Consider the following 23,420-nt stretch of genomic DNA (forward strand, 5'->3'; position numbering starts at 1 on the left):
TTCAACGCACTGTACGCCGCGTGATGCGGGTGGCGTAGGTGGTGATTAGGATCGCCAGCAATACCAACCTACCGACATGCGCCGCTGCGACGAAACTTGGATCCGCTCCCATGGCCACGCCTACAATTATCATGGTTTCAAGCCCGCCAGGCGCAAACCCGATTAACATATCCAGCATGGGCAACCCTGACAAAATGGCCGTCGGCACAGCGACCACGGCAGCCAAAGAGGCCGTAAGAAGGACCACCACCGCAGCAGCAGCCATGTTGTGCCTCAGATCGCGCCAGGTGACACCCGAAAACCGTGTGCCGATCAGACAGCCCATCATCACTAAAACTACCTGGCTGACCCAAGGTGGCAGGTTGCCATCGACTACCCCTGTCAGGTGAAACCCAGCCGCTGCGATCATTGCCGCCAACAGGACGGGGGCGGGCAGGCGAAACTTGATCAAGACTGGTGTCAAGGCCAGCGCCACCAATAGCTCTGCCCCGATCATCAACCAAGGCGCGCTGGCGCGGCCTACGGGCAGACCGGGCCCAAGCTCGATCCCGGACAGGCGGGCCGCGATGGGGACAAAAAGGCTTAACGCCAGAACCCGGAACGAGGCAAGAATGGCCGGACGAGCGACCGGAATACCAAGACTATCGGACAGAGAGACAACAAGGCTTAGATGGCCCGGTGCAGCGGACAGGAAGGCTTCATCACCATCAAACCCCATGCCGCGGCTCAGCACCCAACGCCCGGCATAAGGTGTCGCGACGGTCAGCGCAGCCAGCATGGTGAAGGCGATGGGCCAGCGGATCACTGCTTCGATGCTGGTGGGGGTAACCATCGAACCGACGGTGATACCGACCAACATAAAAATCACGTTGCGCAGCGGTGGTGCAATGTCGGTGTCCATGCCGCGCAGGCTGGCAAATGCGACCACAAGCGCCGGGCCAAGCAAGAATCCCATGGGCAGATTGACCGCCCATCCCGCCGCGGCCCCAAGCGATCCGACGCAAAGTGTCAGGATCGTTCTTCTTGGTTCAGGCATCGGAATGTGCCCAATCCCAATAAAGCTCGCGGACACGGCGCGTTGTCGGACCGGAATTATACGTTGTGCCGTCAAATTCACTGACCGGCGTGACTTTCATCAGGTTGCCCGACAGAAAGATCTCGTCCGCCTTGTGAAAATCATCAAACGTCAGCACAGTTTCATGCACCTTGATCCCGTCGGCCTGCATATTGGCGATATGGCGGGCGCGGGTGATCCCGGCCAGAAAGCAACCGTTGGGAATGGGGGTGAACACCTCGCCGTCTCGGACCATGAACACATTGGCGGACGACGTCTCGGCAACATTGCCAAGCGCATCGGCAACCAGCGCGTTTCCAAAGCCTTTCGCGCGCGCTTCGGCCAACATCCGTGCGTTGTTCGGGTAGAGGCACCCTGCCTTTGCGTTCACCACGGCATCTTCCATGACGGGGCGGCGAAAGCGGGTGGTGGTCAAGGTGGTCGAAGCGGTTTCTGGGGCCATCGGAATTTCTTCCAGAGAGATGGCAAAGCCCGTAGCGCCCTTTTTCGGCACAATACCCAGATCACCACCCTCCAGCGCCCAATACATCGGACGAATGTAAACGGCGGAGTCATTCGGATAGGCGGCAAGACCCTCTTTTATGATGTCGACCATATCGGCTGTGCTGACCGTCGGTGTGATCATCAACGCTTCAGCAGAACGGTTGACGCGCGCGCAGTGGGGTTCAAGATCGGGGTGAATGCCTTCGAAATGGCGCGCTCCGTCAAACACAGTTGTGCCAAGCCACGACCCGTGATCGGCGGCATTCATTACGGGAATATCACCCTTGTGCCATGTGCCGTTGAAATAGGTGCGGATGTTTGTACCGGTTGCCATCGAAGCCTCCTTGAAACTGGGGGCGAGATTATCAGGCAAAGGTCAGGTGTCCAGACCCATTGAGAATGCACGAAACAGGATTGAACGCCCCCGGCGACTGGGGATCGCTGCCGGGGGCGTGCGCATGCGAAAAATTGGGACGGGCACGCGCAATGTGCGACCTGGTTTGCTCGGGCGGGCAGCCAGTCAAACCGGGAATCTTACACAGGTTAGACTATGACCCAGAATAGAAACTGTTTTGTGACAAGCGTCGCCACTATTTACCGTATGCCGATATTGGCCAGTGCGGCGGCCAGGTCGTTGGGAAGGGGGGTGTCACCGCTATCGGTTCGGGTTGTCGTTAAATCGCGCGGTGCATCAGCGGTTGGAAGATAGCGCCAGCCCTGAAAAGCACGGCGCGGTTGACTTTCGGTGCGGATCACCTGCGGATCAAGCACGATACCGCAGCGGCGTATTCCGTCGTCACCAATTACTTCTTCCAGTCGAACGATGCGTTGGCGGGCAAGAACAAGCCCTTTGAAAACCCAATATAAAGACCCACCTGCCAGCAGCTCGTCCTCGCGTTTGGGCCACATGCGTGTGACATGGCGGGGATTTGGCTGATCGTCTTTAGCCATGCGGGCGGCCTGCCATGTCTCAAGGTCTTCGACCCGCTCGGCACCGACGCAGAGCTTTACAAGATTTATGGTGTGGTCCAAGGCAGCACCCCAGATGTTGTGGTTAGCGTGCCACTTTACGCCGAATCTCGTCCTTTGGCAATTGACCTTGCCCGGCCTGATCGCCTAGTTTGAAAGACCTTCCAACCCGCATAGGAATCGCCTGCATGAGCCGTTTTGCTGCCCCCATCGCCGAACAAATCTGGGATATGAAATACCGGCTGAAGCACGCCGATGGGACAGCCCAGGACAAGACGGTCGAAGACACATGGCGCCGCATCGCGCGCAGTCTGTCAGACGCCGAGCCCGCGCAGGAAGATGCGTTCTATGGCGCACTGGAAGATTTCAAGTATCTGCCCGCGGGCCGCATCACGGCGGGCGCAGGGACAGGCCGCGCGGTGACGCTGTTCAACTGCTTTGTCATGGGCACGATCCCCGACAGCATGGGCGGCATTTTCGATATGCTGAAAGAGGCCGCGCTGACCATGCAGCAGGGCGGCGGGATCGGCTATGACTTCTCGACCATCCGCCCGCGTGGCGCGGATGTGAAGGGCGTGGCGGCTGATGCCTCTGGCCCGCTCAGCTTCATGGATGTGTGGGACGCGATGTGCCGCACGATCATGTCGGCAGGCAGCCGTCGTGGCGCGATGATGGCGACCATGCGCTGCGATCATCCCGACATTGAAGATTTCATCACCGCGAAATCAGACGCTGCACGGCTTCGCATGTTTAACATGTCGGTGCTTGTGACTGACGATTTCATGCAAGCGGTGAAGGACGACGCAAGCTGGGATCTGAAGTTCGACGATACCGTCTATCACACCGTCGCGGCGCGCGATCTTTGGAACAAGATCATGAAGGCGACCTATGATTACGCCGAACCGGGCGTGATCTTCATCGACCGCATCAACCAGATGAACAACCTGGCCTATTGCGAGACAATAGCCGCGACAAACCCCTGCGGTGAACAACCCCTGCCGCCCTATGGCGCTTGTCTTCTGGGCTCTATCAACCTTGCCCGACTGGTCGCGGATCCGTTCGAGGAAGCAGCCCATCTGGATGGCGACGCGCTGACCGAACTGGTCGCCACCGCCGTGCGCATGATGGACAATGTGGTGGACGCCAGCCGCTTCCCGCTGGAAGCGCAACGGCAGGAAGCGCAAGCCAAGCGCCGCATCGGCCTTGGCGTGACGGGGTTGGCCGACGCGCTTTTGATGATGGGGCTGCGCTATGGCTCGGACGAAGCTGCTGCGCAGACCGAAGCGTGGATGAAGCAGATTGCGCGTGCGTCCTATCTGGCGTCCGTGGAATTGGCCAAGGAAAAAGGCCCGTTCCCGCTGTTTGATGCCGAGAAATATCTGACCTCCGGCTCTCTGACCCATATGGACGAGGACGTGCGCGAGGCCATCCGCGAACACGGCATTCGCAACGCGCTGCTGACCTCGATCGCGCCCACCGGCACGATCAGCTTGTACGCAGGCAACGTGTCGTCGGGGATCGAGCCCGTCTTTGCCTATGCATATACCCGCAAGGTGCTGCAAAAAGACGGCACGCGGACGGAAGAAGAGGTCGTGGACTACGCCGTCCAGATGTGGCGCGACAAGTTTGGCGACAAGGAACTTCCGGACTACTTCGTGAACGCCCAGATGCTTGCACCGCTAGAACATGTGAAGATGCAGGCCGCCGCCCAGAAATGGATCGACAGCTCGATTTCCAAGACGATCAACTGCCCGGAAGATATCAGCTTTGATGATTTCAAGGACGTTTACATGCAGGCCTGGGATAGCGGCTGCAAAGGCTGCACAACCTATCGCCCCAACGACGTGACGGGGTCGGTCCTGTCCGTGTCCGAGGTCAGCGAGAAGGCACCCGAGGCCGACACCGGCGCCGATGTCGTCTATATCTCCGAGCCGCTCGACCGTCCGCAATCGCTGGAAGGCCACACCTACAAGGTCAAATGGCCCGACAGCGAACACGCGATCTATATCACCATCAACGACCTGATCCTGAACGGCCATCGCCGCCCGTTCGAAGTGTTTATCAACTCGAAGAACATGGAGCATTTCGCCTGGACTGTGGCACTGACCCGCATGATCTCGGCTGTGTTCCGGCGTGGGGGGGATGTGAGTTTTGTCGTCGAAGAACTAAAAGCCGTCTTCGACCCGCGCGGCGGCGCTTGGATGGAAGGAAAATACATTCCGTCTATCCTTGCAGCCATCGGCGGAGTGATCGAACGCCACATGGTCGCCACCGGATTTCTAGAGGGCGAAGGCATGGGCCTGAAAACCGACCCGCAAGCCGAGGTTATCAACCTCGGCAACGCTCCTCGCGGCCCCGCCTGCCCAAGCTGCGGGCAGTATGACATGCGGATGATCGAAGGCTGCATGACCTGTGCGTCTTGCGGGCATTCCAAATGCGGATGATCTGTCGGACGACATGTTGTTGTTGTTGTTTAGCATAGCATAACATGGCCATTGAGGGGTGTTTTTTGACCTCTTGGCACAGATCAAATGACCACCGATAGCTTGGCTGTCGGTGGTTTTCATTTGTTTTCAATGCATTGCTGGATTTGGACGCATGGCCTGCCTGTGACCTGACCGAAGCGAGCGGTCGCCGTGCCGTGGTCTTGATCTAAGCCGGAGATGGTCCTTAAAAGTTCCCCCAGGGTTCCGGAACCTTTCATCAGTAATTGCTCCAGCGCCAATGCGCCGAGGGCGGTCACGCAAGCTGCGCCTTGCGTCCAGAAAGGACTCCGCGATGACCCGCGCCACGACGACGATCCCGTTTCATGACCTCACGTTCATCGATGACATCGCCAAGCTGCGCGATGTCGAGGCACGATGGAAAAACTTCCTCAAACGCATCCGACAGAACGCGCAGGAGGCTGACCTCGCGGCCGGGAAGATCACCGAAGAGGATGCCCTGTCCTCCTGCTATCTGGTCAACGATGCAGACCTGCGCCGCATCAAACGCCGCGCCATGCGGCTGCTCGAACGTGTGCATTCCGCGACGGGCATGTATCACCTGAGCGAGGAGAGCCGCGCTCGGTTGACGCCATTGCGTGGCGGACTGCCGGTCACCCGTGTCACCTCCGAACACGAAGCCGATGAAATCGCCGCGGCCTTGCATACCGAGATGCCGTGGATGGCTCCCGCCACCGAGGCAGTCTGGCACGGCCTGCGCGCCTCGGCGCGTGACGCGTTGCCGGGCGTGCGGTTCAATCCGCTCGTCCTGAACGGCTCCCCCGGCATCGGCAAGAGCTATTGGGCGCGACGCTTGGCGCATCATCTTGCGGTGCCCAGGACGATGATCGACGCCACGGGTGAGCCTGCGACCTTTTCACTGGTCGGCTTGCAGAAAGGCTGGGGGAGTGCAGGCCCCGGCAAGCTCCTGCAAACCGTCCTGAGCGCGCGTCACGCGGGCCCCTTGGTCATTGTGGATGAGATCGAGAAGGCAGGTGAAATGCAGTCGAACAAGGGCGTGCGACATACGCTCACCGACGCGCTTCTGCCGCTACTGGAACGCATGACAGCGGCCCAGTGGGAATGCCCGTTCTTCCAGATCAAGTGCGATATGTCCTGGGTCAATTGGGTTCTGACGGCAAACAGCCGGACGGGCCTGCCTGAGCCCCTGCAGAGCCGCTGCGTGGTACTGGACCTGCCGGACCTGACGCCGGACCAGCTACGGCAGTTCGCGATCACCGAAAGCGCCCGCCGCGGCCTTCCTGATCCGGCGCTGGCCGCCCTGGTCGACGTCTTCGACTGCGGCGCGATTTCCAATGCTCGTCTAAGCCTGCGGACCGTGAGCCGGATGCTCGACCGCGCCGAGGCGCTGGCCAAGCAGCCCATGTTGCATTGAGGAGCCCGCCATGACCCCCCTGACCATCCCCTTCCAGCACGGCACGTTGGCGATCCTCTCGGATTTGCACCTGGACAGTTATCAACGCTACGCGCTGGACCCGATCAGTCTTTTGAGCTTTGAAGAAACCCTGTGGAACGCTGACGCATTGATCCTCGCCGGAGACCTGACGAACGGGCCCCCGCAGAACTGGGCGCGCGTGTTCCAACACCTGTCTGAGTACATTCCACCGGATCACATCTACGCGCTGCCGGGTAATCACGATTACTATAACGGCAGCCTTGATGGCGACGCTTGGTTGGCAGAGGAGGCCCGCAAGGCCGGGGCCCATTTCATTCAAAAGCAGGTCCTGCTGCATGGCGACACGCGGCTTGTCTGCTGCACGCTGTGGACGGACTTCAACCTGACCCAAAACCAGCCCGCAGCCATGCAGACTGCACAACGCGCCCTGCGGGACTATGATCTGATCGCGGTGCCAGACGACCCGGACAAAAGGTTCTGGGAAGGAGCGTCTAAGCCGCCACCCCGACGCATCCGGCCCATCGACACGCTGAACATTCACCTTGATCATCGCGCATGGCTCGAGAGCACGCTGGCCAGCCCGCATCCCTGTGGACCAGAGGGCAACACCGTGGTCGTCACGCATCACGGCCCGCACCCGGCTGTCGCGGGTCCGGTCGATGACCTGACGCCGAGTTTCCAGTCCGACCTTGGGGCGCTCATCAAACGCCATACCCCCGACGCCTGGTTCTTCGGCCATTCCCACCGCCGCCTGCGCGCCCAGGTCCACGGCTGCGACATCCGCAACGTGTCCGTGGGCTATGCCGGCGAAATGATCGACGAGCCCCTGACCTATCTGCGCGAGGCCTGTTTGTGGGATAGCCTGCCCGTGAAGAAGAGGACCAAACGATGACAAACGACACAACCACCCGCGCACAAAGCCGTCCAAAGCTCATCGTGCTCGACCTTCGGTCGATCGGTACCGCCGAGAGCCTGAGCGAGTTGTCTCCACAGGAATGTGTAGACAAGCTCTGGACCGCGGCGATCGAGACGGGGTTGCCGATTGTCGTGATTACAGGCGGCGGCGATATCATGCCTCACGACATGGAGGATGTGTATCCACCCCATGTCACCTCCGTCGAAGATCCGGAGTCTGCGCTCGACTGCCTGTCCGCGCTCAGACGCGTCGGACCTCGTTTGGCTGACTTAAGTCGAACAGCGCAGGATGTGCTTTGGATCTCCGACAGTAACGGCCCGCCAAAGGTTCTCAAGGACGCGCGCTATTGCCCGATGCAGGACGCGATCCCAACGCTGCGCAAACTGTCCGACCGGTGCCGCCACGCGGCCCTGAACGGTGCCCCTACCGCGGCAGAGATGGCGCATACGATACTGCTGCCCCTTGATCTGGACCTCGGCTCATTGGGCGACCCGCACCTGATCTCTTCCCACGGCCGGTTGGTTTTTGATGCTGTCCTGCTGGTTGAAGGGCAGGTCGAGGTGGCGGGGTTCAAGGTCAAAGCCCTCGAAAAACTGACCGCGGGCTTTGCGCCAACGCTCTACAGCTCGGACGACGCATTCTTCGACGGCGCCGAAGAGCTACGCATCACCCTAAAACGGTTGCACGATTGTGGCGCGCGGTGCGTAATCGGTGTTTCCAAAGGGCGGGAAGACCGAGAGACGCATCACCCGTTCGAAGACTATGTGCGGAACGCAGGACTCACATGGCATCGGACAACCTGGACGGAGCTGGTGTAACGCGGCGAGCTGCACCACCCATGTGGGCTATTACCCGCGCACCGTGATTTGATGCACCGCATCGCGCTTGAACTCGTCGCTGTAATTGCTTGTCCCCATGGTCGCCTCCTCGGCTCAAAGTTAGGGGGCAAAGCGTCTACAAATCTAGGGGCACCTCAGAACCCGGATGCCCACTGCAGTCGACGCCACGGACGGCTGAGCTGTCAAAACTATCGGTCGGCTATTATCGACGATGCACAGCGCACACGACCGAAGTGACACATCTAATCCAACATAATATTCCATTTTCTGTCTCCCTTATTCACAGCTATGCTGTGATCCTATCGGGAGCTCGACCTAAGTGCAGGGTCAGCCCAATTACGTATGCAATCCACCCTTATTGCTTGGGAGCACGTCGAGCCCTTGAGCAATTTGATGGTTACGCGCCCGAAGGGCATGTCCAAAACGAAACCAAGCAATTTGAAATCCAGACCTGCAAACTGCTATTTTGATGAGGGAGTTTCGGGGGGCAGGTCAGAAGGCATATCTTCCCACGTTTGGGTGGTCAGTGTAACAGCGAAATCAGATCAGATTGACAATAAAGAAGTAATCTCATGCCACATCCCGTTGATATTCGAGTAGGCAACAATATCCGCTGCTGCCGCAAGCAAATTGGAATGACACAGCAGGAGCTGGCCAACAGTGTTGGCGTGAAGTTTCAGCAAATCCACAAATACGAAACTGCCCACAATCGCGTCAGTGCATCAAAACTTTTTGAAATTGCCGCTGTGCTGCAAAAATCTACTGACTACTTCTTCGAAGGTTTGGGGAAAGGGCCAAGAAACGGTGACTCACCAATGGATGTGCCAGACCTGCTATCTGACAAGAAAGCCCTCGATCTTGTCACTCTATATTATGGCATTCCTGAATCCCAAAGACGAAAACTGATAGACTTGGCTAAGGAGTTGGCGGATTGATTCTAGTTTAATGTAACGCCCGCACATTGTTCCGGGGCATGTGACGCCAGAAAGGGCGAATTGTGGGCCATGTTAGTGTTCGGGCTTATTTGTAGGCGTTTCAGGCAACATCGCTGCAAAAGAAACAATATTGGCATAATGCGAGAAAGTTTTGCGTTGCCGTGGCTCTAAAACCTGAGGCTCTGAATGCGTTAGAGATATGTCTCCATGTAGTTTGAGTAGAATTTCTCGCATTTCAGGTTGTCCTCGGAATTCAGCCACACTGGCTAGGCAAAACAGGCTTTCTTGCAGCCACTTGTAGTCATTCATACCCTTCACCTCGGCGTTGACTAAGTGATCCGCTCCTGCGGAAAATTAAAGGATAGTTAACGCGCAGCGGTATTGGCGTTACAATCAGGACTGGGCCAGATCACGCGCTCTTTTGCGATCCAAAGGTGCTCCGGCATCCGTTTGACTCTAGCAGATGGGTTTCCAGCAAGCTCAAGCGCCTCGCGCTTGGTTTTAGCCAGAGCCCAACCTTCCCTGAATACGTCTGCATCCTGAGGTGTTGGGACTTCGATTTTCCAAACTTGTAACATGAGACGATTTACCAACATCATGTTAAACAAATGGTTAAAGCGTACCCAAAACTTTGCACCTTGAGTTGAGTTGCGTGCTATTGGGATGGCCAGTCTACCCAGCTTGAAGTCGATATTGTTGAATAACCAAGCGGCAAAGAAGGAGAAACCTACATACTTTACGAAAGCTCTCGGTGCTTTGCTGTCCCTTAATTCTTTAACGTCCGCGGGCAAAACGCTTCGCTTTTGACGACAGCGCTCGGTGTGTTAACTGCGAATTTGCCAAGTCCATCCAAGCATCCAGCATCAGTAAGGACAAAAATAGAAAGCGAATAAGAATGGCCAGCTCTAACCCCGTTTATACGCCATTTTGCATTACCGAAGTCGCTAAACTGTTGCTCGAAGATCCTGACGTCTGCGCTGCCAACAGGCAACGTGGAGCATTATTTGCTAGTCTGACATGGGGAGGCAGGAATACTCCGGAACTGGCGGCGCACTCTTTTATCGACATTGTTGAATATGGCCTAAACCAACAATTGAATGCCATAACCAGCTCTCAGTTGATGAAGAGAAAAAGTATTGGAATTGGTCTAGACTGGATATGTAGCTTGGAGGAAGATTGGGATCTTGTTTCAGTTCGCGATTTTATTAGCGAAAATCTAGCCTATCTTGATTGTGAGCTCAGTGAGGAGCTAAGTGAATATCGCTATATCTCTTCTATCCTGCGTTCATTTAACCAGCAGACTTATGCGGCTTTTCTTCTAAATTACTGGTTCAATTGCATGTTTAGGTGTAGCAGCCTTGTAGCGGGGCAGCTCACATTCGGAGTGGAGCATTTTGAACCTGTCACGGTTTGATGCCGCTCCCTTGATGACAATTACAGCAACAAAGGAGATGATCTATGGGAATGAAACTGACAGACGAATTCCGCCAAGATGAGTTGCGTGTCGCGCTGACGAGCGGGCCAGCGCGTAAGCAGGTGGCTTCTGATTTAGGGGTCGGGATGTCGAACTTAAACGAATGGATCACCACACATCGAGACACAGACGTGGTGTCTGTAATTCGCTAACCGTCTCTTCACCCTTCAGCGCTTCCAACGCCACCTTGGCTTTGAACTCTGGATGAGGTTGCTTTGCTTTTGAAATTCTTGATCTCCTTCGTGTTGAAGATCAGCTGACTACAAATTGCAGCTTACGTCAGTTTCCGAATTTGGGGGGTAGCCCACTATGACCAATTTAATAAATCATATGGCAGTTAATCCCCTGATGTTGTAAGTATGGAAATCCAAAGTTCAGTCTTACCAGAATGCAGACGCATTCGATGAAGGTTCGGCACTGGATGAAACCAAGTGCGAAGCGCTTGTTCTTGCCGGAAACCGCTCTGCTATTGTCAAACGGATGCCGTAGCATCTTTGTGTAGAAAAAGAATGGGTCATCTAGCCCAAACCCAATCGCAGTACGGAAAACTTCTTGTTTTAACTCTTTGTTAAGCGCTGCCGTGAAAGGTGGTGGAGACAACTTTAAGGCGATCGCAATGAATGACTACAAGTGGCTGTTAGACCACCTATTCTGCTTGGCCAGTTCGGCCGAATTTCGGGGACAACCCGAAGCGAGCGGTATTCTGCTAATGGTTCATCAAAATATAGTTTTGATGCAACGAGGTGTATTATATAGCGAAGCGGGTACGCGTGGCAGCAAGGTTGTTCCAATTGGATCAAATCAGCATGCCATAACAACAGATGAAGCTTGCTAAAGGCTGAAAATTACTTCTAACCCTGACACACTTTACAGATGGACAACAGTATCTCTGGGTAAGCTTCACATAGCAGTCGGGAGGAAAAGCTTGCGAAGTCAGTTGATCAGCGCATGCTGAATTCTAGATCCGTCGGACAACGCGTTTTGGGCCTGTGAGAGTTCGAATAGACGCTCACCGACTAGACATGTGTAACCTCTTACGGTTTCAATCCCTTTCCTTGTTTGATCGACCTCTAGCAGGAGGTCTCCTTCAAGAAGCATCTCCAAGACAGTCGAAATGTTCTTTAGCGCCATCGACATTTCCAGAATAGCGCTCTCTTTGTTTCCACTTGTCATTACAATATCTCCTCCAGGGTCTTATTGATGACAAGCATTCGCCCAATTGGTTAAGAGTCGATTAACGCATCGTTCACGCTTCTTAACTTCGGCTGAATCTCGCCTAGACTTCAATCACCACCGCCACCATTCCAGCCTCGCTGGCATGACACCCGCGGATTATGTTAATCAGTCTATCAAAGGCCAAAACCTGAACATAGCAGACCCAAAACAACGGACGCTCAGGGGCGCAGGCTATTTTCCCTGCAGGATCATCAAGAAGTTGACCGAGATTGTGTGTTGAGCGTCCATTTGATAGGTCTTAATCTTCAACACTTACTTTGCGTAATAACATCGCGGCTAAACTAACCCCAGCTACTGAAAGCTTGAAGCACACGGGATCGTCATGGCTCTGCTCAGAAAAAACATTTGGATCAAACGTTGGGTAGAGGAGCAACTGGAGCGTAAACAGATCGCCGAACCCAATTGTTTGATGACAAGTTTATATCGGAATTTCCCTGACCTTGAAACGATCGACAAAAACGGACGTCACCGGTTGGGGCAGCGAGTCGGCGTGCTTAAGCACGCAAAGAAGAAGGGTGTCGGCGCAGAGATCGGAGTTTTTACTGGCTTATTCTCCGAAAAAATCTCAGCTGTTACAGAGCCGGAGACTCTTTATTTGGTTGATCCGTGGCGGAAGTTACATGGAGATCATTTTCCAAACTGGGGGCAATATTCCTCTAACCTGAGACTGTCTACGACCGTAGCTAAATCAGCAGCAGATGCGCGTGCCGAAAGTTTCACGCACGACTGTCATGTCGTCGAAGAGTTTGGGGCGGAATGGTTGGCAGGTTTTTCAGAACCGTTTCTAGATTGGGCCTACTTGGATGCTCGACACCAGTTTGAGGCGGTATTAGCTGATCTTAGAGCCATAGACCAAAAATTGAAGCCGAGCGGCGTTATTATGGGAGATGACTGCTGGGTTCGACCAGATCGTAAAGTTTCCGATGTTTTTCGTGCGCTTCAATCATTTGTTGGCGCATCGAACTACCAGATCATTCACTTGAGCAATTTTGGACAATGGGCTATCACACGATCGGCGTGCCTACGCCAATGAGTTAAGATACTGTTGGGAGGCAATCTTGCAAAAAACAACGTTTGAAGTGACCCAAGAAGGCGACGTGCTGATTAAGCTCAACGGCAAATTTGACAGCGAATTCGCACATGAAGTTTTCAATGAACTCGTCCCATTCATAGGTGCAGCTCTAGAAGCAAGAGTTGCAATTTCTACATCGGATAAAGGTCTTCCGCTCAATCGATTGAGAGCAGCGATGGCCATCGAAGCAAAAGCAGATGTTTTCCTATATCTTGCACGAACACAACTCTTGGGTGTGGAAGACGTTTTAGATGGAACTCATACCGCTGGGGAGTTTGGCTTTCCAGAGTTTAATGATTTTGCCGAAGCCTGGGTCGCGGATTGATGCACGAACTGGCTCTACATTTGGGTGCTCACAGAACAGCCACAACTTCACTTCAAACTTACTTAAGCAAAAATAAGGAAGCGCTCACGAGGGCCGGTATTGATTTCTTGATACCACCACAAACTCGTGAGCGTTCACTCGATCCGTCAATTTTAGGCGAAAATAAACGGCTGATAAGCGAAGAAAACATTCTAGGGACGATGGAGAATTGCGTCTGGCAGGCATCCTTGTATCCGGACGTTGAGCGAAACCTACTCAGGTATGAGAGCTGGCTCAACGATGTCTCGATCGTCTTTTTTTCTATCCGAAACTTGCCAAGTTGGTGGGATTCCGCACTTTTTTTCCACTTGAAGAAAGGTCTGGAGTTACCAGACGAAGACCATCTTCAAGCTATCGCAGATAACGGGCGCAGTTGGGACAATGTCGTCGACGACATTCGGAGCGTCATTCCGTCGGCGAAGCTCGTGGTGCGAGAATTCGGCTGGAAGACCGACAATCCGAAACAACAGCTACTTCGTTTAACAAACTGGCCCGGATTCACTGACACAAAGTTGGATCGGCGCATAGTTAATGCTCGTGTTCCCGCAAATGAACTTACCGCATTACTTGCAAAGAGGGGGGAATTTAACACGCTTTCGCGTCTTTCCCGGCGGGCAGGGCTTAATCTGTTTAGTGCCGCGCAAAAAAAGACTCTTGAAGATCGATATAATTCAGATCTGCAAAAGCTCGCGAGACGCTCTGATATCACGTTCTGGCATGAGAAAAATTCGGACATTAGAGTCAGTGATACGACCTCAACATGCAGGGAGGGCAGCGTGCGCGGGGCACCGGAGATACCTTCAAAAACTATCGTGCTCCACATTGGCAAAACCGGCGGAACTTTCCTGAAGTCTGCATTTGACGTTGAACGCCATAGTTCTGATTATGTAAAGTTTGGCAAGCACGGAGATACGCTGATTACAACACTTGAAAACCATGGACCGCAACGCAAGTTAGGTTTTCTTTTCAGAAACCCCGCAGATCGATTTGTGTCAGGATTTTTGTCACGCTTGAGACAGGGTCGCCCTAGATATGACGTCAACTGGACGACAGCAGAAGCGGTAGCTTTCTCATTTTTTGAAGATCCAAATTCTCTCGCGGAGGCTCTGACCTCAACGAACGAACGCTTGAAGTCGGCCGCAATATTCTCGTTTCAAAGCATATTTCACCTAAAACTCGGCTATCAACACTACCTGCATTCTTCAGATGCGGTGCATTATGAGCACAGCCGCGGCAACATCTTGTTTTGTGTTGAAACAGAAAAGATTGATCGGTATCTCGGTCAAATCGCGCAGCTCCTCAAATTCACGGAAACCAAAACGCCTGGTTTGAATCGAAACTTCGATAGGGAAAGCCACGAGACGAATCTTTCGCCACGGGCACTGAAAAACCTAAAAGCGCACTGGAATGCGGAGTATCAGATTTTCAATACTTGTCGAAAGGTTTCGACGGAACTCGGATTTGGGGGCTAGCGGGCATTTGATGCATAATGATGGAAAGCAAATCCATGCGCATATTGGTGTAGACACCGTCTTCGAGAATATTTTCAAAAATATAATTATGCCTGCTAGTTCGGATTCCTCGAACAGCAAGACCAAGTTGGTAACAAATGTTGAGTACAAGCAATATCTGCGTGACTCTATTGACCGAGGCACTCCGATCAACACAACCGACATTGTCGAAAAATTGGGTTTCCGTTCTGGTGCCCTAGTGATTTCGAGACCACGCTTTCTTTTTTCGGGCACGCCATTGAACAACAGTAATGTTAGCATTACCGCATTCTACAAACTTGACGGGTTGCAAAACGCCTTCAGCGAATTCAGGGTTGTTTTTCACTTATTCATTACAGATCATTTAGACTACTTGGCTTCAGGACAAAGAAAAGGCCTGACCAACGCAATGGTTCAAAACTGTTCTTGGTTGCCCTTGATTGAAGCAATTCAGTCGAAGCTAAAAACAGGAAACGCTTTAAACGTTTGGGATACTAGCGGTGGAAACACGTTTGTATCGAGATTAACAGAAGTTGTGGGGCAAACGAACGGAGTAGACGACCCTGTTGAAAAGCTTGATCTCGGTCAGGATGATCAATACTCGCATCTTCATATCGAGAAATTGGCCAGAGAAAGAGGATGGGATATTGACGCCTTAGATGATGCTTATCTTAACGACTTAGATCAATTGTTTGGCAAGCTTGACGAATGAGGATTCCCCTTCAGCGATCATTGAGTCACAATATTGAGTGAGTTGTAATCGTAAACTTAGCCCATGAATCTCCTGCACCTCTTGGAGAGTCCTTGGGGATCGGTCAATTTCACTAATGATGTCACTTTAGCTTTCAAGCTGGGCAGTTTTATCTGGTCAGAAGTACATCTCATCGAAATTATTGGAGATTTCTGACCTGCTCCCTGACCCAGCCCCCTGAAAACAGGCCACTGAGGTGTTAGTAGTCCGTCCAAGAAAAGGATGGACCATGGTTATCCCCCCATTTTTGATGGGGTCCAAAAGTAGAATCTATGCTGCTTTCAGTTTCTGTATCGGCGTCATCCCTCCGATGCCCATGTTTGGCCGTTCGTTGTTGTATGTCCAGAGCTGATCCTCCCCCACTGAAGTGGTCCGCCCCTATAGTTAGGAAACGGAGGATCAAAGATGGGAATCAAACGACACAAGCCAGAAGAGATTGTCATGAAGCTGCGGCAGGTTGAGGTGCTGTGCGGTCAAGGAATGCCGCGTGTTGATGCTATCCGACAGGTGCAGATAACCGAACAGACATTCTATCGCTGGCGTAAGCAGTATGGCGGCATGGGAACAGACCAACTGAAGGAACTAAAGCGCCTTCAAAAGGAGAATGACCGATTGCGCCGAGCGGTATCGGATTTGACTTTGGACAAGCTGATCTTGTCGGAAGCTGCACGGGGAAACTACTAAGCCCCTCGCGTCGTCGTGCCTGCATCGACCACATCCGCAGTCACATCAGGGTGTCGGAACGGCGGGTTTGTCGTGTCTTGGGGCAGCACAGGTCCACACAGAGGCGTTTGCCTGTTGGTCGCACTGACGAGAAGCGTCTGGTTGCAGACATGATCGAGCTGACACGCGAGTACGGGCGGTACGGCTATCGACGGGTCGCGGCTTTGCTCCGAGATGCTGGTTGGCTGGTGAACGACAAGCGTGTCGAACGCCTGTGGCGACGTGAGGGGCTCAAAGTACCAATGAAACAGCCCAAGAAGGGGAGGTTGTGGCTGAACGACGGCTCTTGCGTTCGTTTGCGGCCGGAGTACCGCGATCACGTTTGGTCGTACGACTTCGTTCATCATCGGACAGACGATGGGAAGGCGTTTAGAACCCTGAACATTTTGGACGAACACAGCCGAGAGTGCCTTGCGATCAGGGTTAAGAGGAGGCTGAACTCGACGGAAGTCATAGACGCTCTTACGGACCCGTTCATCCTGCGAGGCGTTCCGGCCTACATCAGGTCGGACAACGGCCCAGAGTTCATTGCTCAAGCTGTGCGAGACTGGATTGCAGCGGTTGGTGCCAAGACCGCATACATCGAGCCCGGATCGCCCTGGGAGAACGGCAACTGCGAAAGCTTCAATGCCCGAATGAGAGATGAGCTTCTAAACGGGGAGGTCTTCAACTCACTACGCGAAGCACAAATCCTGATCGAACAATGGAGGAAACACTACAACACGAAACGACCCCACAGTGCTCTGGGCTACCGCCTGCCAGCCCCAGAAACCATCGTCACGATGGAAACAAGGCCAATTATGCACTAACATTCAAACTGGACCACTCAGGTGGGGCTGATCAGGGAAGTTTCGGGGGGCAGGTCACTTCGCAGTTCCACTTTCATTCACAATCGTTTCGTTAAATGTCAGTAACCGTACTGTAAATCAAAATCGGTTTTGAGTTGACCGTGGTGATCGTAGATCACTTCGATAGAAGTTTCATTAATCTCATGCGAACCCACCAAGCGACAAACCGCTTCCCCATTCAATTCAATAAAGGTATCACCGTCCCTTTGTATCACACAGATTTCCCCATCGAATGCTGGTTTTTCAGGATAGGTAAGCGCTAGTTGTTCTTCTGGTGATGGGAGTGAGATTTCAATGACATCCAGATCGACCTGAAAATCTGAGATTACCGGAATTTCCTCTGAGTCCGCGTCTCCGTCGATGATGAAAAGATCGGCACCTTCACCGCCATAGGCATTATCATTGCCGCCTAGTAGTATAGTGTCTTCGCCGCCTTCACCATAGATGGCTTCTGCACTGGATCCAGTTAACTTCACGGTGCCTGAACCTTCTTCGCTTTGTGCGCCAACACCACTCAAAAGGTTGTCCTCTCCGTCACCATTTAGGATGAAATATCCATTCGTATCGGAACCGGCAATTGGTCGATCAACTGTCGATAAATCCGTTTCCTTTTGGTATGAACCACTGGTTTCGAAGGTTTCACTATCTGACGTAGTGACTAGAACCGTTTCGATCTCCAATTTCGAGCTTTCACAATCGTTTATTTCCGCAGTCTCTCCGAAATCACGGCAATTGGCACTATCGCCTTCCAAATCTGCATCAGCAGAGTCGGGTTCAACAAGGGCTAGTTGATCTGGAGGGAGAGCCACAGAATTGCTTTCAGCGTCAAATGTCATGTTTGATACAAGAGCGAACGAAGGGTCTTCAAGGAGATGGCCGGGAGTTGCATCATTACTGGAAATGTCCGTGAAGAGAGGTAGGGTTTCCGTGCGATTGTCGGAACCATCGACAATACCGTCATCTGTTTCGTCCTCATCTCCAAACATACCCAGATCTGCAACTAGGCCTACTGCCAACAAACCGAAACTAGCCAAGAAAAAAAACATCCAAACACTCCAACAAAACACGTTCTACTTCAATTTTAGGCTATGCTAACTCTACCATTATTAGAGCAACAGTTGTGATAATAGGGTTAATTTACAATGGCATGGAGCAGATTCAGCACTTCGAACTGAGGCGCTCATAGATTCGTAGAAGCTTTGCCCCTTAATATAGTGGCAAGGAGGCCGACCCTGAAAAATCAACTACTACGACGAATGAGCTACCCCCCAAGTTCGAACACTGACGTAAGCTACCATTTGTTGTCTGCTGATCTTCAACTTGAAGGAGTTCAGGAATGTCGAAACCGAAGCAACTTCACCCAGAGTTTAAGGCAAAGGTCGCTGCAGAGACGTAAAAGGTGAGGAGACGGTTAGCGAGCTGGCAAGCCGGTTCGGTGTTCACCCAACGATGAACCATCAATGGAAGCGCGCCCTACTTGAATGCGCGTCGACACTGGCCCTGAGTTTGCCAGGCGACTGCTCGACCAATGGGCCTATCTGAATAAGGTCGAACTAGACTTCTCTAGGCTAGGAAAACCGACAGACAACGCCTATATTGAGGCGTTCAACAGCCGCTGCGGCGGAAATGCCTGAACGTGTCGTGGTTTCTGTCCATGGCCGACGCCCGCACTCGGATCAACGACTGGAGGACAGACCACAACGAAAACCGGCCGCATTCATCGCTCGGCAACTTGACGCCGAGCGAATTTGCAGCCCAACTTAATCCAACCCGAAGGGTCACATGAAACCCAGACCGAAAATGGCGCGAGCTCATGGCCGATCATGCACTAAAATTCAAACTGATCCATTCAGGTGGGGCTGATCAGGGCCTCGATTGATGCGGGTGAAGTGCGAAGGTTGCGGCACTTAGGGGCAGGTTATGGCCCATGAACCTCCTACATCTCGCAGAGCGTCCTTCGGCGCAGGTCATCACTAATGATGGCACTTTGGTTTTCAAGCTGGGCAGTTTATCTAGTCAGATGTACATCTCATCGAAATAATTGGAAATTTCGAGGGCGGCGACTTCATGAAAGCTGATGTCACCACCATTCTCAAAATACACGGTGCTAGAAGCGGCGTTTTGTTGAATTTCATAACGACCTGCTTGCAACTCGTCCAATAAGTCTGGCTCAAAAACCAATAGATCCTCTGATGGGTCAAATGAAAAAATGTCGTCGGAGCCGTCATCAAGCCCAAATACGATGGTGTGACTACCCTCTTTGATATAGATGCGGTCATCACCTGCACCGGCAATTATCGTCGAGCTGCCAAAAGACATGATAGTGTCATCTCCTTCTCCGGCGTCGATCGTAACAAAGTCACTATACGAAAAGCAGAGGTCGTCCCCACTTCCAAGTGAATAAAACCCTTCAGCCTCCGTATACAAGTTGAGGACATCATCGCCACCGAGCAGCGAAATCGTATTGTGTCCAGCATGTACCGTCGCATTGTCATTAAAACGCGTACCGACGACAGATTCGACACCGGAGAATTGCACCTCGTCGTGTAACGACAACTCTACCACACCGGTGTTGAACCAAATCGAAACGCCATCTTCCAGTGTTGCAAAGGACATGGTGTCAGAACCCGTTCCTCCGGTCACCAGATACGAACCTGTACCACATTCGAAAAAATCCTCACCATCTCCGCCGAAGAACTCACCTAGGGCACTCTTGATGATTATCTTGTCGTTCCCAAATCCGGCAAATACCGTGTCGTTGCCTGTTCCTGTATGTATTTCGTCGTTCCCAGCCTGGCCCCAAATGACATCATCACCGCCTAGGCCGTAGATGATATTGTCTAGTTGATTGCCAGAAATGCTGTCGCTGGCCTGAGATCCCTCCACATCCTCTAAGCTTATGTAGGTGTCTCCGTCAGCCCAGCCACCCGCACCTTGTTGTTTGATCAAATCAACGATCACCCCTTCGGACGCTTCAGCATAGGATACACCGTCGCGCCCTAAACCCCCGCAAAAAATCGACACAGTCGAAGTTGCCGAAAAATATGAGCCTTGATCGTCCACTAGCGGGATAGCATTAAGTTCGATGATGATTGTCTGATAGGGTAACAGTGTTTCTGAGAAATCCTTCCAATTGAGTTCTGCCGGTTCCTGCCATTCGAGAGTACCTGGTAAATCAGGCTCGTTGTAGTAATCTAGTGCGTCGAAACTGCGGTAGGCACCGTCAGCATTAGTGATATCGACGTCTAAAACGCCAATCCGATCAATCTCATAGTTGAGACTGAGGTTCTGAAAGGAGTTCGCGATATCCAATTCATCGGCAGTAAGGTTGGACAGAAACAAGACTCCGCGCTCCGGGCCCAGAAATGCGATATTCCCAAGTTCTTCCATTTGTTCATCTACCAAATCGATTGGTGACAAGCCCACGGTATTGGCGCTAAGATACGAGAATATTTCCCCGGCCGCAGTCAAATCGCCATTGTTCAAGGCGAGTGAAGTTCCATGATATTGTGCTGACCAAAAATTCAATGTGTCCACGCCAGCTTGAACGAACTCGTAGAACATTTTTAACATGACTGGCACTTGTGCCAGCCCGTAGAACGAGACCTCCCTGTGATTGGCAGCCCATTCTGAGACAGAAATCTCCACATCCCTATCGGAGTGGTCGGCCCAAGCTGAAAAGATGTTTACCGCATTCTCAATTCGAGTTTCTAGATCATGATATGCTGCTTGAAAGCCGATATCTCTTTCACGAGCGTAAAGATGTGTTACGAGTTCGTCTATACTTCCCAGACTTCCATAATCGATACTATCAAACGCATTTTCGGCTCTTAGAATCAGATCGCTGTCAGTCAATGATGACCCTTCGTTTGCAACGTAAGTCCGAACCTGTACGGCTACAGTTGGCCTCTGCCAGTCGACGCCGATGCTCTGGGTATTCTGGTAATCATCTATGGCACTCTGAATTATAGGTGCCAATTGACCTACGACTTCTCCATATACGCGCGCGCTCATGTACGTTTCGTACTCATTTCCAATTTCAAACTTTGCAACATTTCCTTCTGCCGCAACTAGCGTATTCAAAACAAATTCGCGGACGAAACGCTCCATGCCTTCGGCGAGCGCACCTTGACCTGTACCGATCCGGTTGGGGTCGATGAGACTAGCTGTTGGAACAATGAAAATTGCTTGGACATCGACGTCTGCACAGTATCGGGCGAAATCATAAGCGCCCATGATCGAGCGTTCTGCACCATCTGTCATATGCACTAGAGTTGCATTGGGATTCGCGATGTCAAATCCCTTCTCCGCAGTGCTGCCACCCGGATATCTAAGTGTGCTCGCGCCTGTCGAAGTTACGATTTCGTCAAACTTTTCCCAAGGCCGTTCGCCAATGCTTTCGAAGTCAGCGACGAAATTTATTCCAAAATGCTCGTCGCTAACAAGCGGAATCTCCGGCAAAAAAAGATTCTGAAGCAGCGGTGGATTATCGGAAATTGACATTGGTACGACCCCTCACACTCATGTGACATCGACTGTGTTAGGAGAGCCTTAATATTCTGTTTCCGAATCTTGTCCTGATCTAGGTATGTCAGGTTAGTTTTTCTCAAATCCAAAATAGTCCTAGTGACCTGCCCCCTGTCTGATGTCAGCGCCTATGGGTCCAAATAGGGCAATTTGATAAGAGAGGATTTCTGGTTCATCGTAACCTTCATGGAGTGAAGATGAACAAGATATCCGGAAGCAGCAAAACGTCTGCAGATAAGTTGGTAAAGAACATCCGCCGCCCGGAGCCCGGCACCATAGGAAATGCTCAGGGCTGCGCGATATTTCAACCCTGGCCCAGGCGCAGCCATCAGGATGTCGGACACCTCCTCGACGCTGAAGACCACAGGCAGCTTGCGCGGTTCGGTGCGGAATTGCATGTATGCGAACGCTTAGCTCAATCTGTGCGACGATGTCTGAAACAAACAGATTGGCCGACCGTTCCTCGTCATACCAAGTGGCGTAAAATCTTATTGTGACTTCTCCCCCTCGATCTGAGAGCTCCATATGATGATGCACCGCGATGAACACTTTGTGGGAAGCTTCCGGGGCAGGCATTGCGCAAGGCTCTGCCATCATCCCCGAAAAACTCATCATTTTCTTCGCCGATCCGCCGAGTATCCAACAGGAATTATGAGCTCATACTGCGAAGCCGACCTTCGCGCGTCGTAGGAGGTTCACGACCGCATCCGCCCCCGCCGAACTGCTCTGCGCCAGTTCGAGAGGTGTCCGCCCGTCGAGGAGCATGTGCTGGCGCGACAGAAACGCCCGTGCTGCTGCCTGATCTTCACCATAGCTTCGAAGAGCAACCTCCCAGACACGACCGAGGTCGTAAAGCCGCCCGCTCATCGCTCGTGACAGGGGCTTTCGTGCTTTGCATGCGAGGCGGAACGTTGTCTCCGGAATGATGCCGCCGACCATTTTGACCTTCGGACCTAAGACTGCTCCGAGTGATGTCGCCGCATGGCAATCGAGCCCGTCAGCGATTGTGTTGGCCAGGGCGACGTCATCCATCACCGATGCGTTTCTCAGCCCAAGAATGGCGGCTATGCGTCCGGGTTGCGATCCGAGATTGGATGTCCGCGTTGAGAGGTCAGCCATTATGAAGCTCCAGCCGTGTCAGTGTCCGAAACATTAACGCCTCATGGCACGCACGAAAGCACCTACGCCCAACAGTACAATGATTTCCTGATATTTCTGAACATTTCGGCCATCCCTAACGAGTTCGGGTGCATGGACGCCTTTGCGAGAACCGATTCAGCACGACGCTCAGTATGGATGGCTTCTTTCGGATAATTGAACACGGGAGATGACTGCCGGATACGCGATGCCTCTTCTATTTCAAGGTGCTATAGAAAATAAATTTTCCGAAGAATTCAGCCGGGAATCGCGTTTGATTACGAGATGCGCGTCTCTCCCTATCACGATGGGTTGAACATCTGGCCCTGATAGGGAGGCTTTACGCCAGCTGTGCAATAGGGCGCAATTCCTATTTGGAAACTTGTCCAAATTTGTTGCGGGCCTGCCACGTGCTGGGCGGAATGGACAATTTGGGTAGTCTAGAGCCCTTGTTCCTAAGCTGTGGATCGTCCATTTCTCGTCCTATGACACACACAACGCTTCATATCGCCTCCCCGCTCATACGGATCGCCTGACCAGGCAATCTCGGCGCATCAAAGTGCGCCGTCCCCGTAAGAACTGTGCGAAAGCGATGCTCGTGTTTTCTCAATCTTCCCCATTCTATGTCTGTGCCGATGTGGCTCACGATACCCCATTCAGGGTCTCTGTCTTCGGCAGATC

At 52.8% G+C, this 23,420-nt stretch carries 19 protein-coding genes and 3 pseudogenes; 13 read left to right on the forward strand and 9 right to left on the reverse strand.

All coding sequences use genetic code 11. The features are described from left to right. Position 1: 1 nt before the first annotated feature. The 3 genes from MWU51_RS03155 to MWU51_RS03165 all read right to left on the reverse strand — a co-directional run bounded on the left by MWU51_RS03155 (position 2) and on the right by MWU51_RS03165 (position 2,590). Complete coding sequence (locus tag MWU51_RS03155) at positions 2-1,036, reverse strand: AbrB family transcriptional regulator (protein ID WP_247034638.1); 1,035 nt, start codon at positions 1,034-1,036, stop codon at positions 2-4. Then, positions 1,029-1,892 (reverse strand): branched-chain amino acid aminotransferase, encoded by an 864-nt coding sequence (locus tag MWU51_RS03160; RefSeq protein ID WP_247034640.1) that lies wholly within the window; start codon positions 1,890-1,892, stop codon positions 1,029-1,031. Before MWU51_RS03160 ends, MWU51_RS03155 begins: the two co-directional genes overlap by 8 nt. 260 nt (positions 1,893-2,152) lie before the next feature. Next, positions 2,153-2,590, reverse strand: coding sequence for a DUF1489 domain-containing protein (locus tag MWU51_RS03165; protein WP_247034642.1), 438 nt, complete (start codon positions 2,588-2,590; stop codon positions 2,153-2,155). 125 nt (positions 2,591-2,715) lie between these two features. On the opposite strand from MWU51_RS03165, the gene MWU51_RS03170 reads away from it, so the two are divergent. The 5 genes from MWU51_RS03170 to MWU51_RS03190 all read left to right on the forward strand — a co-directional run bounded on the left by MWU51_RS03170 (position 2,716) and on the right by MWU51_RS03190 (position 9,117). Then, positions 2,716-4,971, forward strand: coding sequence for an adenosylcobalamin-dependent ribonucleoside-diphosphate reductase (locus MWU51_RS03170; protein ID WP_247034645.1), 2,256 nt, complete (start codon positions 2,716-2,718; stop codon positions 4,969-4,971). A gap of 334 nt (positions 4,972-5,305) precedes the next feature. Then, positions 5,306-6,406 (forward strand): AAA family ATPase, encoded by a 1,101-nt coding sequence (locus tag MWU51_RS03175; RefSeq protein WP_247034647.1) that lies wholly within the window; start codon positions 5,306-5,308, stop codon positions 6,404-6,406. Between the two features lie 10 nt (positions 6,407-6,416). Further along, entirely contained in the window at positions 6,417-7,319 is a 903-nt protein-coding gene (locus MWU51_RS03180; RefSeq protein WP_247034649.1) for a metallophosphoesterase, read from the forward strand. Beyond that, on the forward strand, positions 7,316-8,161 hold the full coding sequence (locus MWU51_RS03185; RefSeq protein ID WP_247034650.1) for a hypothetical protein: 846 nt from the start codon (positions 7,316-7,318) through the stop codon (positions 8,159-8,161). Before MWU51_RS03180 ends, MWU51_RS03185 begins: the two co-directional genes overlap by 4 nt. Positions 8,162-8,754: 593 nt before the next feature. Then, positions 8,755-9,117 (forward strand): helix-turn-helix transcriptional regulator, encoded by a 363-nt coding sequence (locus MWU51_RS03190; RefSeq protein WP_247034651.1) that lies wholly within the window; start codon positions 8,755-8,757, stop codon positions 9,115-9,117. A gap of 72 nt (positions 9,118-9,189) precedes the next feature. Here MWU51_RS03190 and MWU51_RS03195 read toward each other — a convergent pair whose 3' ends face one another. Both MWU51_RS03195 and MWU51_RS03200 read right to left on the reverse strand, forming a co-directional pair. Beyond that, positions 9,190-9,426: a hypothetical protein gene (locus MWU51_RS03195; protein ID WP_247034652.1), complete on the reverse strand. Its 237-nt coding sequence runs from the start codon at positions 9,424-9,426 to the stop codon at positions 9,190-9,192. A 56-nt stretch (positions 9,427-9,482) separates the two neighbouring features. Further along, positions 9,483-9,908, reverse strand: coding sequence for a hypothetical protein (locus tag MWU51_RS03200; protein ID WP_247034653.1), 426 nt, complete (start codon positions 9,906-9,908; stop codon positions 9,483-9,485). A gap of 104 nt (positions 9,909-10,012) precedes the next feature. On the opposite strand from MWU51_RS03200, the gene MWU51_RS03205 reads away from it, so the two are divergent. The 7 genes and pseudogenes from MWU51_RS03205 (at position 10,013) to MWU51_RS03235 (ending at position 17,036) form a co-directional block, all read left to right on the forward strand. After that, a complete protein-coding gene (locus MWU51_RS03205; protein ID WP_247034654.1) occupies positions 10,013-10,531 on the forward strand; it encodes a hypothetical protein in 519 nt (172 codons plus the stop codon). Positions 10,532-10,575: 44 nt separating this feature from the next. Then, positions 10,576-10,731: pseudogene (locus MWU51_RS03210) on the forward strand (IS3 family transposase); the annotation flags it as partial. Between the two features lie 1,418 nt (positions 10,732-12,149). Further along, the gene (locus tag MWU51_RS03215) at positions 12,150-12,860 is read left to right on the forward strand and encodes a class I SAM-dependent methyltransferase (protein ID WP_247034655.1); all 711 of its coding nucleotides are present in this window, start codon (positions 12,150-12,152) and stop codon (positions 12,858-12,860) included. A 25-nt stretch (positions 12,861-12,885) separates the two neighbouring features. Continuing rightward, the gene (locus MWU51_RS03220) at positions 12,886-13,224 is read left to right on the forward strand and encodes a hypothetical protein (protein WP_247034656.1); all 339 of its coding nucleotides are present in this window, start codon (positions 12,886-12,888) and stop codon (positions 13,222-13,224) included. Next, a complete protein-coding gene (locus MWU51_RS03225) occupies positions 13,224-14,735 on the forward strand; it encodes a hypothetical protein (protein WP_247034657.1) in 1,512 nt (503 codons plus the stop codon). Before MWU51_RS03220 ends, MWU51_RS03225 begins: the two co-directional genes overlap by 1 nt. 10 nt (positions 14,736-14,745) lie before the next feature. Further along, entirely contained in the window at positions 14,746-15,465 is a 720-nt protein-coding gene (locus MWU51_RS03230; protein ID WP_247034663.1) for a hypothetical protein, read from the forward strand. 444 nt (positions 15,466-15,909) lie between these two features. After that, positions 15,910-17,036 (forward strand): IS3 family transposase gene (locus MWU51_RS03235; protein WP_247034665.1). Its coding sequence is split into 2 segments (ribosomal slippage): positions 15,910-16,174 and positions 16,174-17,036, totalling 1,128 coding nucleotides; the frame shifts between segments, so codons are not numbered across the junction. Positions 17,037-17,134: 98 nt separating this feature from the next. On the opposite strand, the gene MWU51_RS03240 is transcribed toward MWU51_RS03235, so the two are convergent. Next, entirely contained in the window at positions 17,135-18,121 is a 987-nt protein-coding gene (locus tag MWU51_RS03240) for a hypothetical protein (RefSeq protein WP_247034667.1), read from the reverse strand. Between the two features lie 435 nt (positions 18,122-18,556). Between MWU51_RS03240 and MWU51_RS03245 the strand changes: the two are divergent. Beyond that, positions 18,557-18,861: pseudogene (locus MWU51_RS03245) on the forward strand (integrase core domain-containing protein); the annotation flags it as partial. Between the two features lie 230 nt (positions 18,862-19,091). Here MWU51_RS03245 and MWU51_RS03250 read toward each other — a convergent pair. The 3 genes and pseudogenes from MWU51_RS03250 to MWU51_RS03260 form a co-directional block, all read right to left on the reverse strand. Continuing rightward, positions 19,092-21,578, reverse strand: a complete 2,487-nt coding sequence (locus MWU51_RS03250) for a calcium-binding protein (protein ID WP_247034669.1) — start codon at positions 21,576-21,578, stop codon at positions 19,092-19,094. Between the two features lie 272 nt (positions 21,579-21,850). After that, a pseudogene (locus tag MWU51_RS03255) lies at positions 21,851-22,003 on the reverse strand (integrase); the annotation flags it as partial. Between the two features lie 256 nt (positions 22,004-22,259). Beyond that, positions 22,260-22,721, reverse strand: a complete 462-nt coding sequence (locus MWU51_RS03260) for an antitoxin Xre/MbcA/ParS toxin-binding domain-containing protein (protein WP_247034677.1) — start codon at positions 22,719-22,721, stop codon at positions 22,260-22,262. Positions 22,722-23,420: the final 699 nt, after the last annotated feature.

It is taken from the genome of Aliiroseovarius sp. F47248L, from assembly GCF_023016085.1.
Lineage (GTDB): Bacteria > Pseudomonadota > Alphaproteobacteria > Rhodobacterales > Rhodobacteraceae > Aliiroseovarius.

What these genes read in the sequence shown, in the direction of transcription:
- MWU51_RS03155 (WP_247034638.1), bottom strand. Translation starts at nt 1,036, where the DNA reads ATGCCTGAACCAAGAAGAACGATCCTGACACTTTGCGTCGGATCGCTT.
- MWU51_RS03160 (WP_247034640.1), bottom strand. Translation starts at nt 1,892, where the DNA reads ATGGCAACCGGTACAAACATCCGCACCTATTTCAACGGCACATGGCAC.
- MWU51_RS03170 (WP_247034645.1), top strand. Translation starts at nt 2,716, where the DNA reads ATGAGCCGTTTTGCTGCCCCCATCGCCGAACAAATCTGGGATATGAAA.
- MWU51_RS03175 (WP_247034647.1), top strand. Translation starts at nt 5,306, where the DNA reads ATGACCCGCGCCACGACGACGATCCCGTTTCATGACCTCACGTTCATC.
- MWU51_RS03180 (WP_247034649.1), top strand. Translation starts at nt 6,417, where the DNA reads ATGACCCCCCTGACCATCCCCTTCCAGCACGGCACGTTGGCGATCCTC.
- MWU51_RS03185 (WP_247034650.1), top strand. Translation starts at nt 7,316, where the DNA reads ATGACAAACGACACAACCACCCGCGCACAAAGCCGTCCAAAGCTCATC.
- MWU51_RS03190 (WP_247034651.1), top strand. Translation starts at nt 8,755, where the DNA reads ATGCCACATCCCGTTGATATTCGAGTAGGCAACAATATCCGCTGCTGC.
- MWU51_RS03195 (WP_247034652.1), bottom strand. Translation starts at nt 9,426, where the DNA reads ATGAATGACTACAAGTGGCTGCAAGAAAGCCTGTTTTGCCTAGCCAGT.
- MWU51_RS03205 (WP_247034654.1), top strand. Translation starts at nt 10,013, where the DNA reads ATGGCCAGCTCTAACCCCGTTTATACGCCATTTTGCATTACCGAAGTC.
- MWU51_RS03215 (WP_247034655.1), top strand. Translation starts at nt 12,150, where the DNA reads ATGGCTCTGCTCAGAAAAAACATTTGGATCAAACGTTGGGTAGAGGAG.
- MWU51_RS03225 (WP_247034657.1), top strand. Translation starts at nt 13,224, where the DNA reads ATGCACGAACTGGCTCTACATTTGGGTGCTCACAGAACAGCCACAACT.
- MWU51_RS03230 (WP_247034663.1), top strand. Translation starts at nt 14,746, where the DNA reads ATGCATAATGATGGAAAGCAAATCCATGCGCATATTGGTGTAGACACC.
- MWU51_RS03240 (WP_247034667.1), bottom strand. Translation starts at nt 18,121, where the DNA reads ATGTTTTTTTTCTTGGCTAGTTTCGGTTTGTTGGCAGTAGGCCTAGTT.
- MWU51_RS03250 (WP_247034669.1), bottom strand. Translation starts at nt 21,578, where the DNA reads ATGTCAATTTCCGATAATCCACCGCTGCTTCAGAATCTTTTTTTGCCG.
- MWU51_RS03260 (WP_247034677.1), bottom strand. Translation starts at nt 22,721, where the DNA reads ATGGCTGACCTCTCAACGCGGACATCCAATCTCGGATCGCAACCCGGA.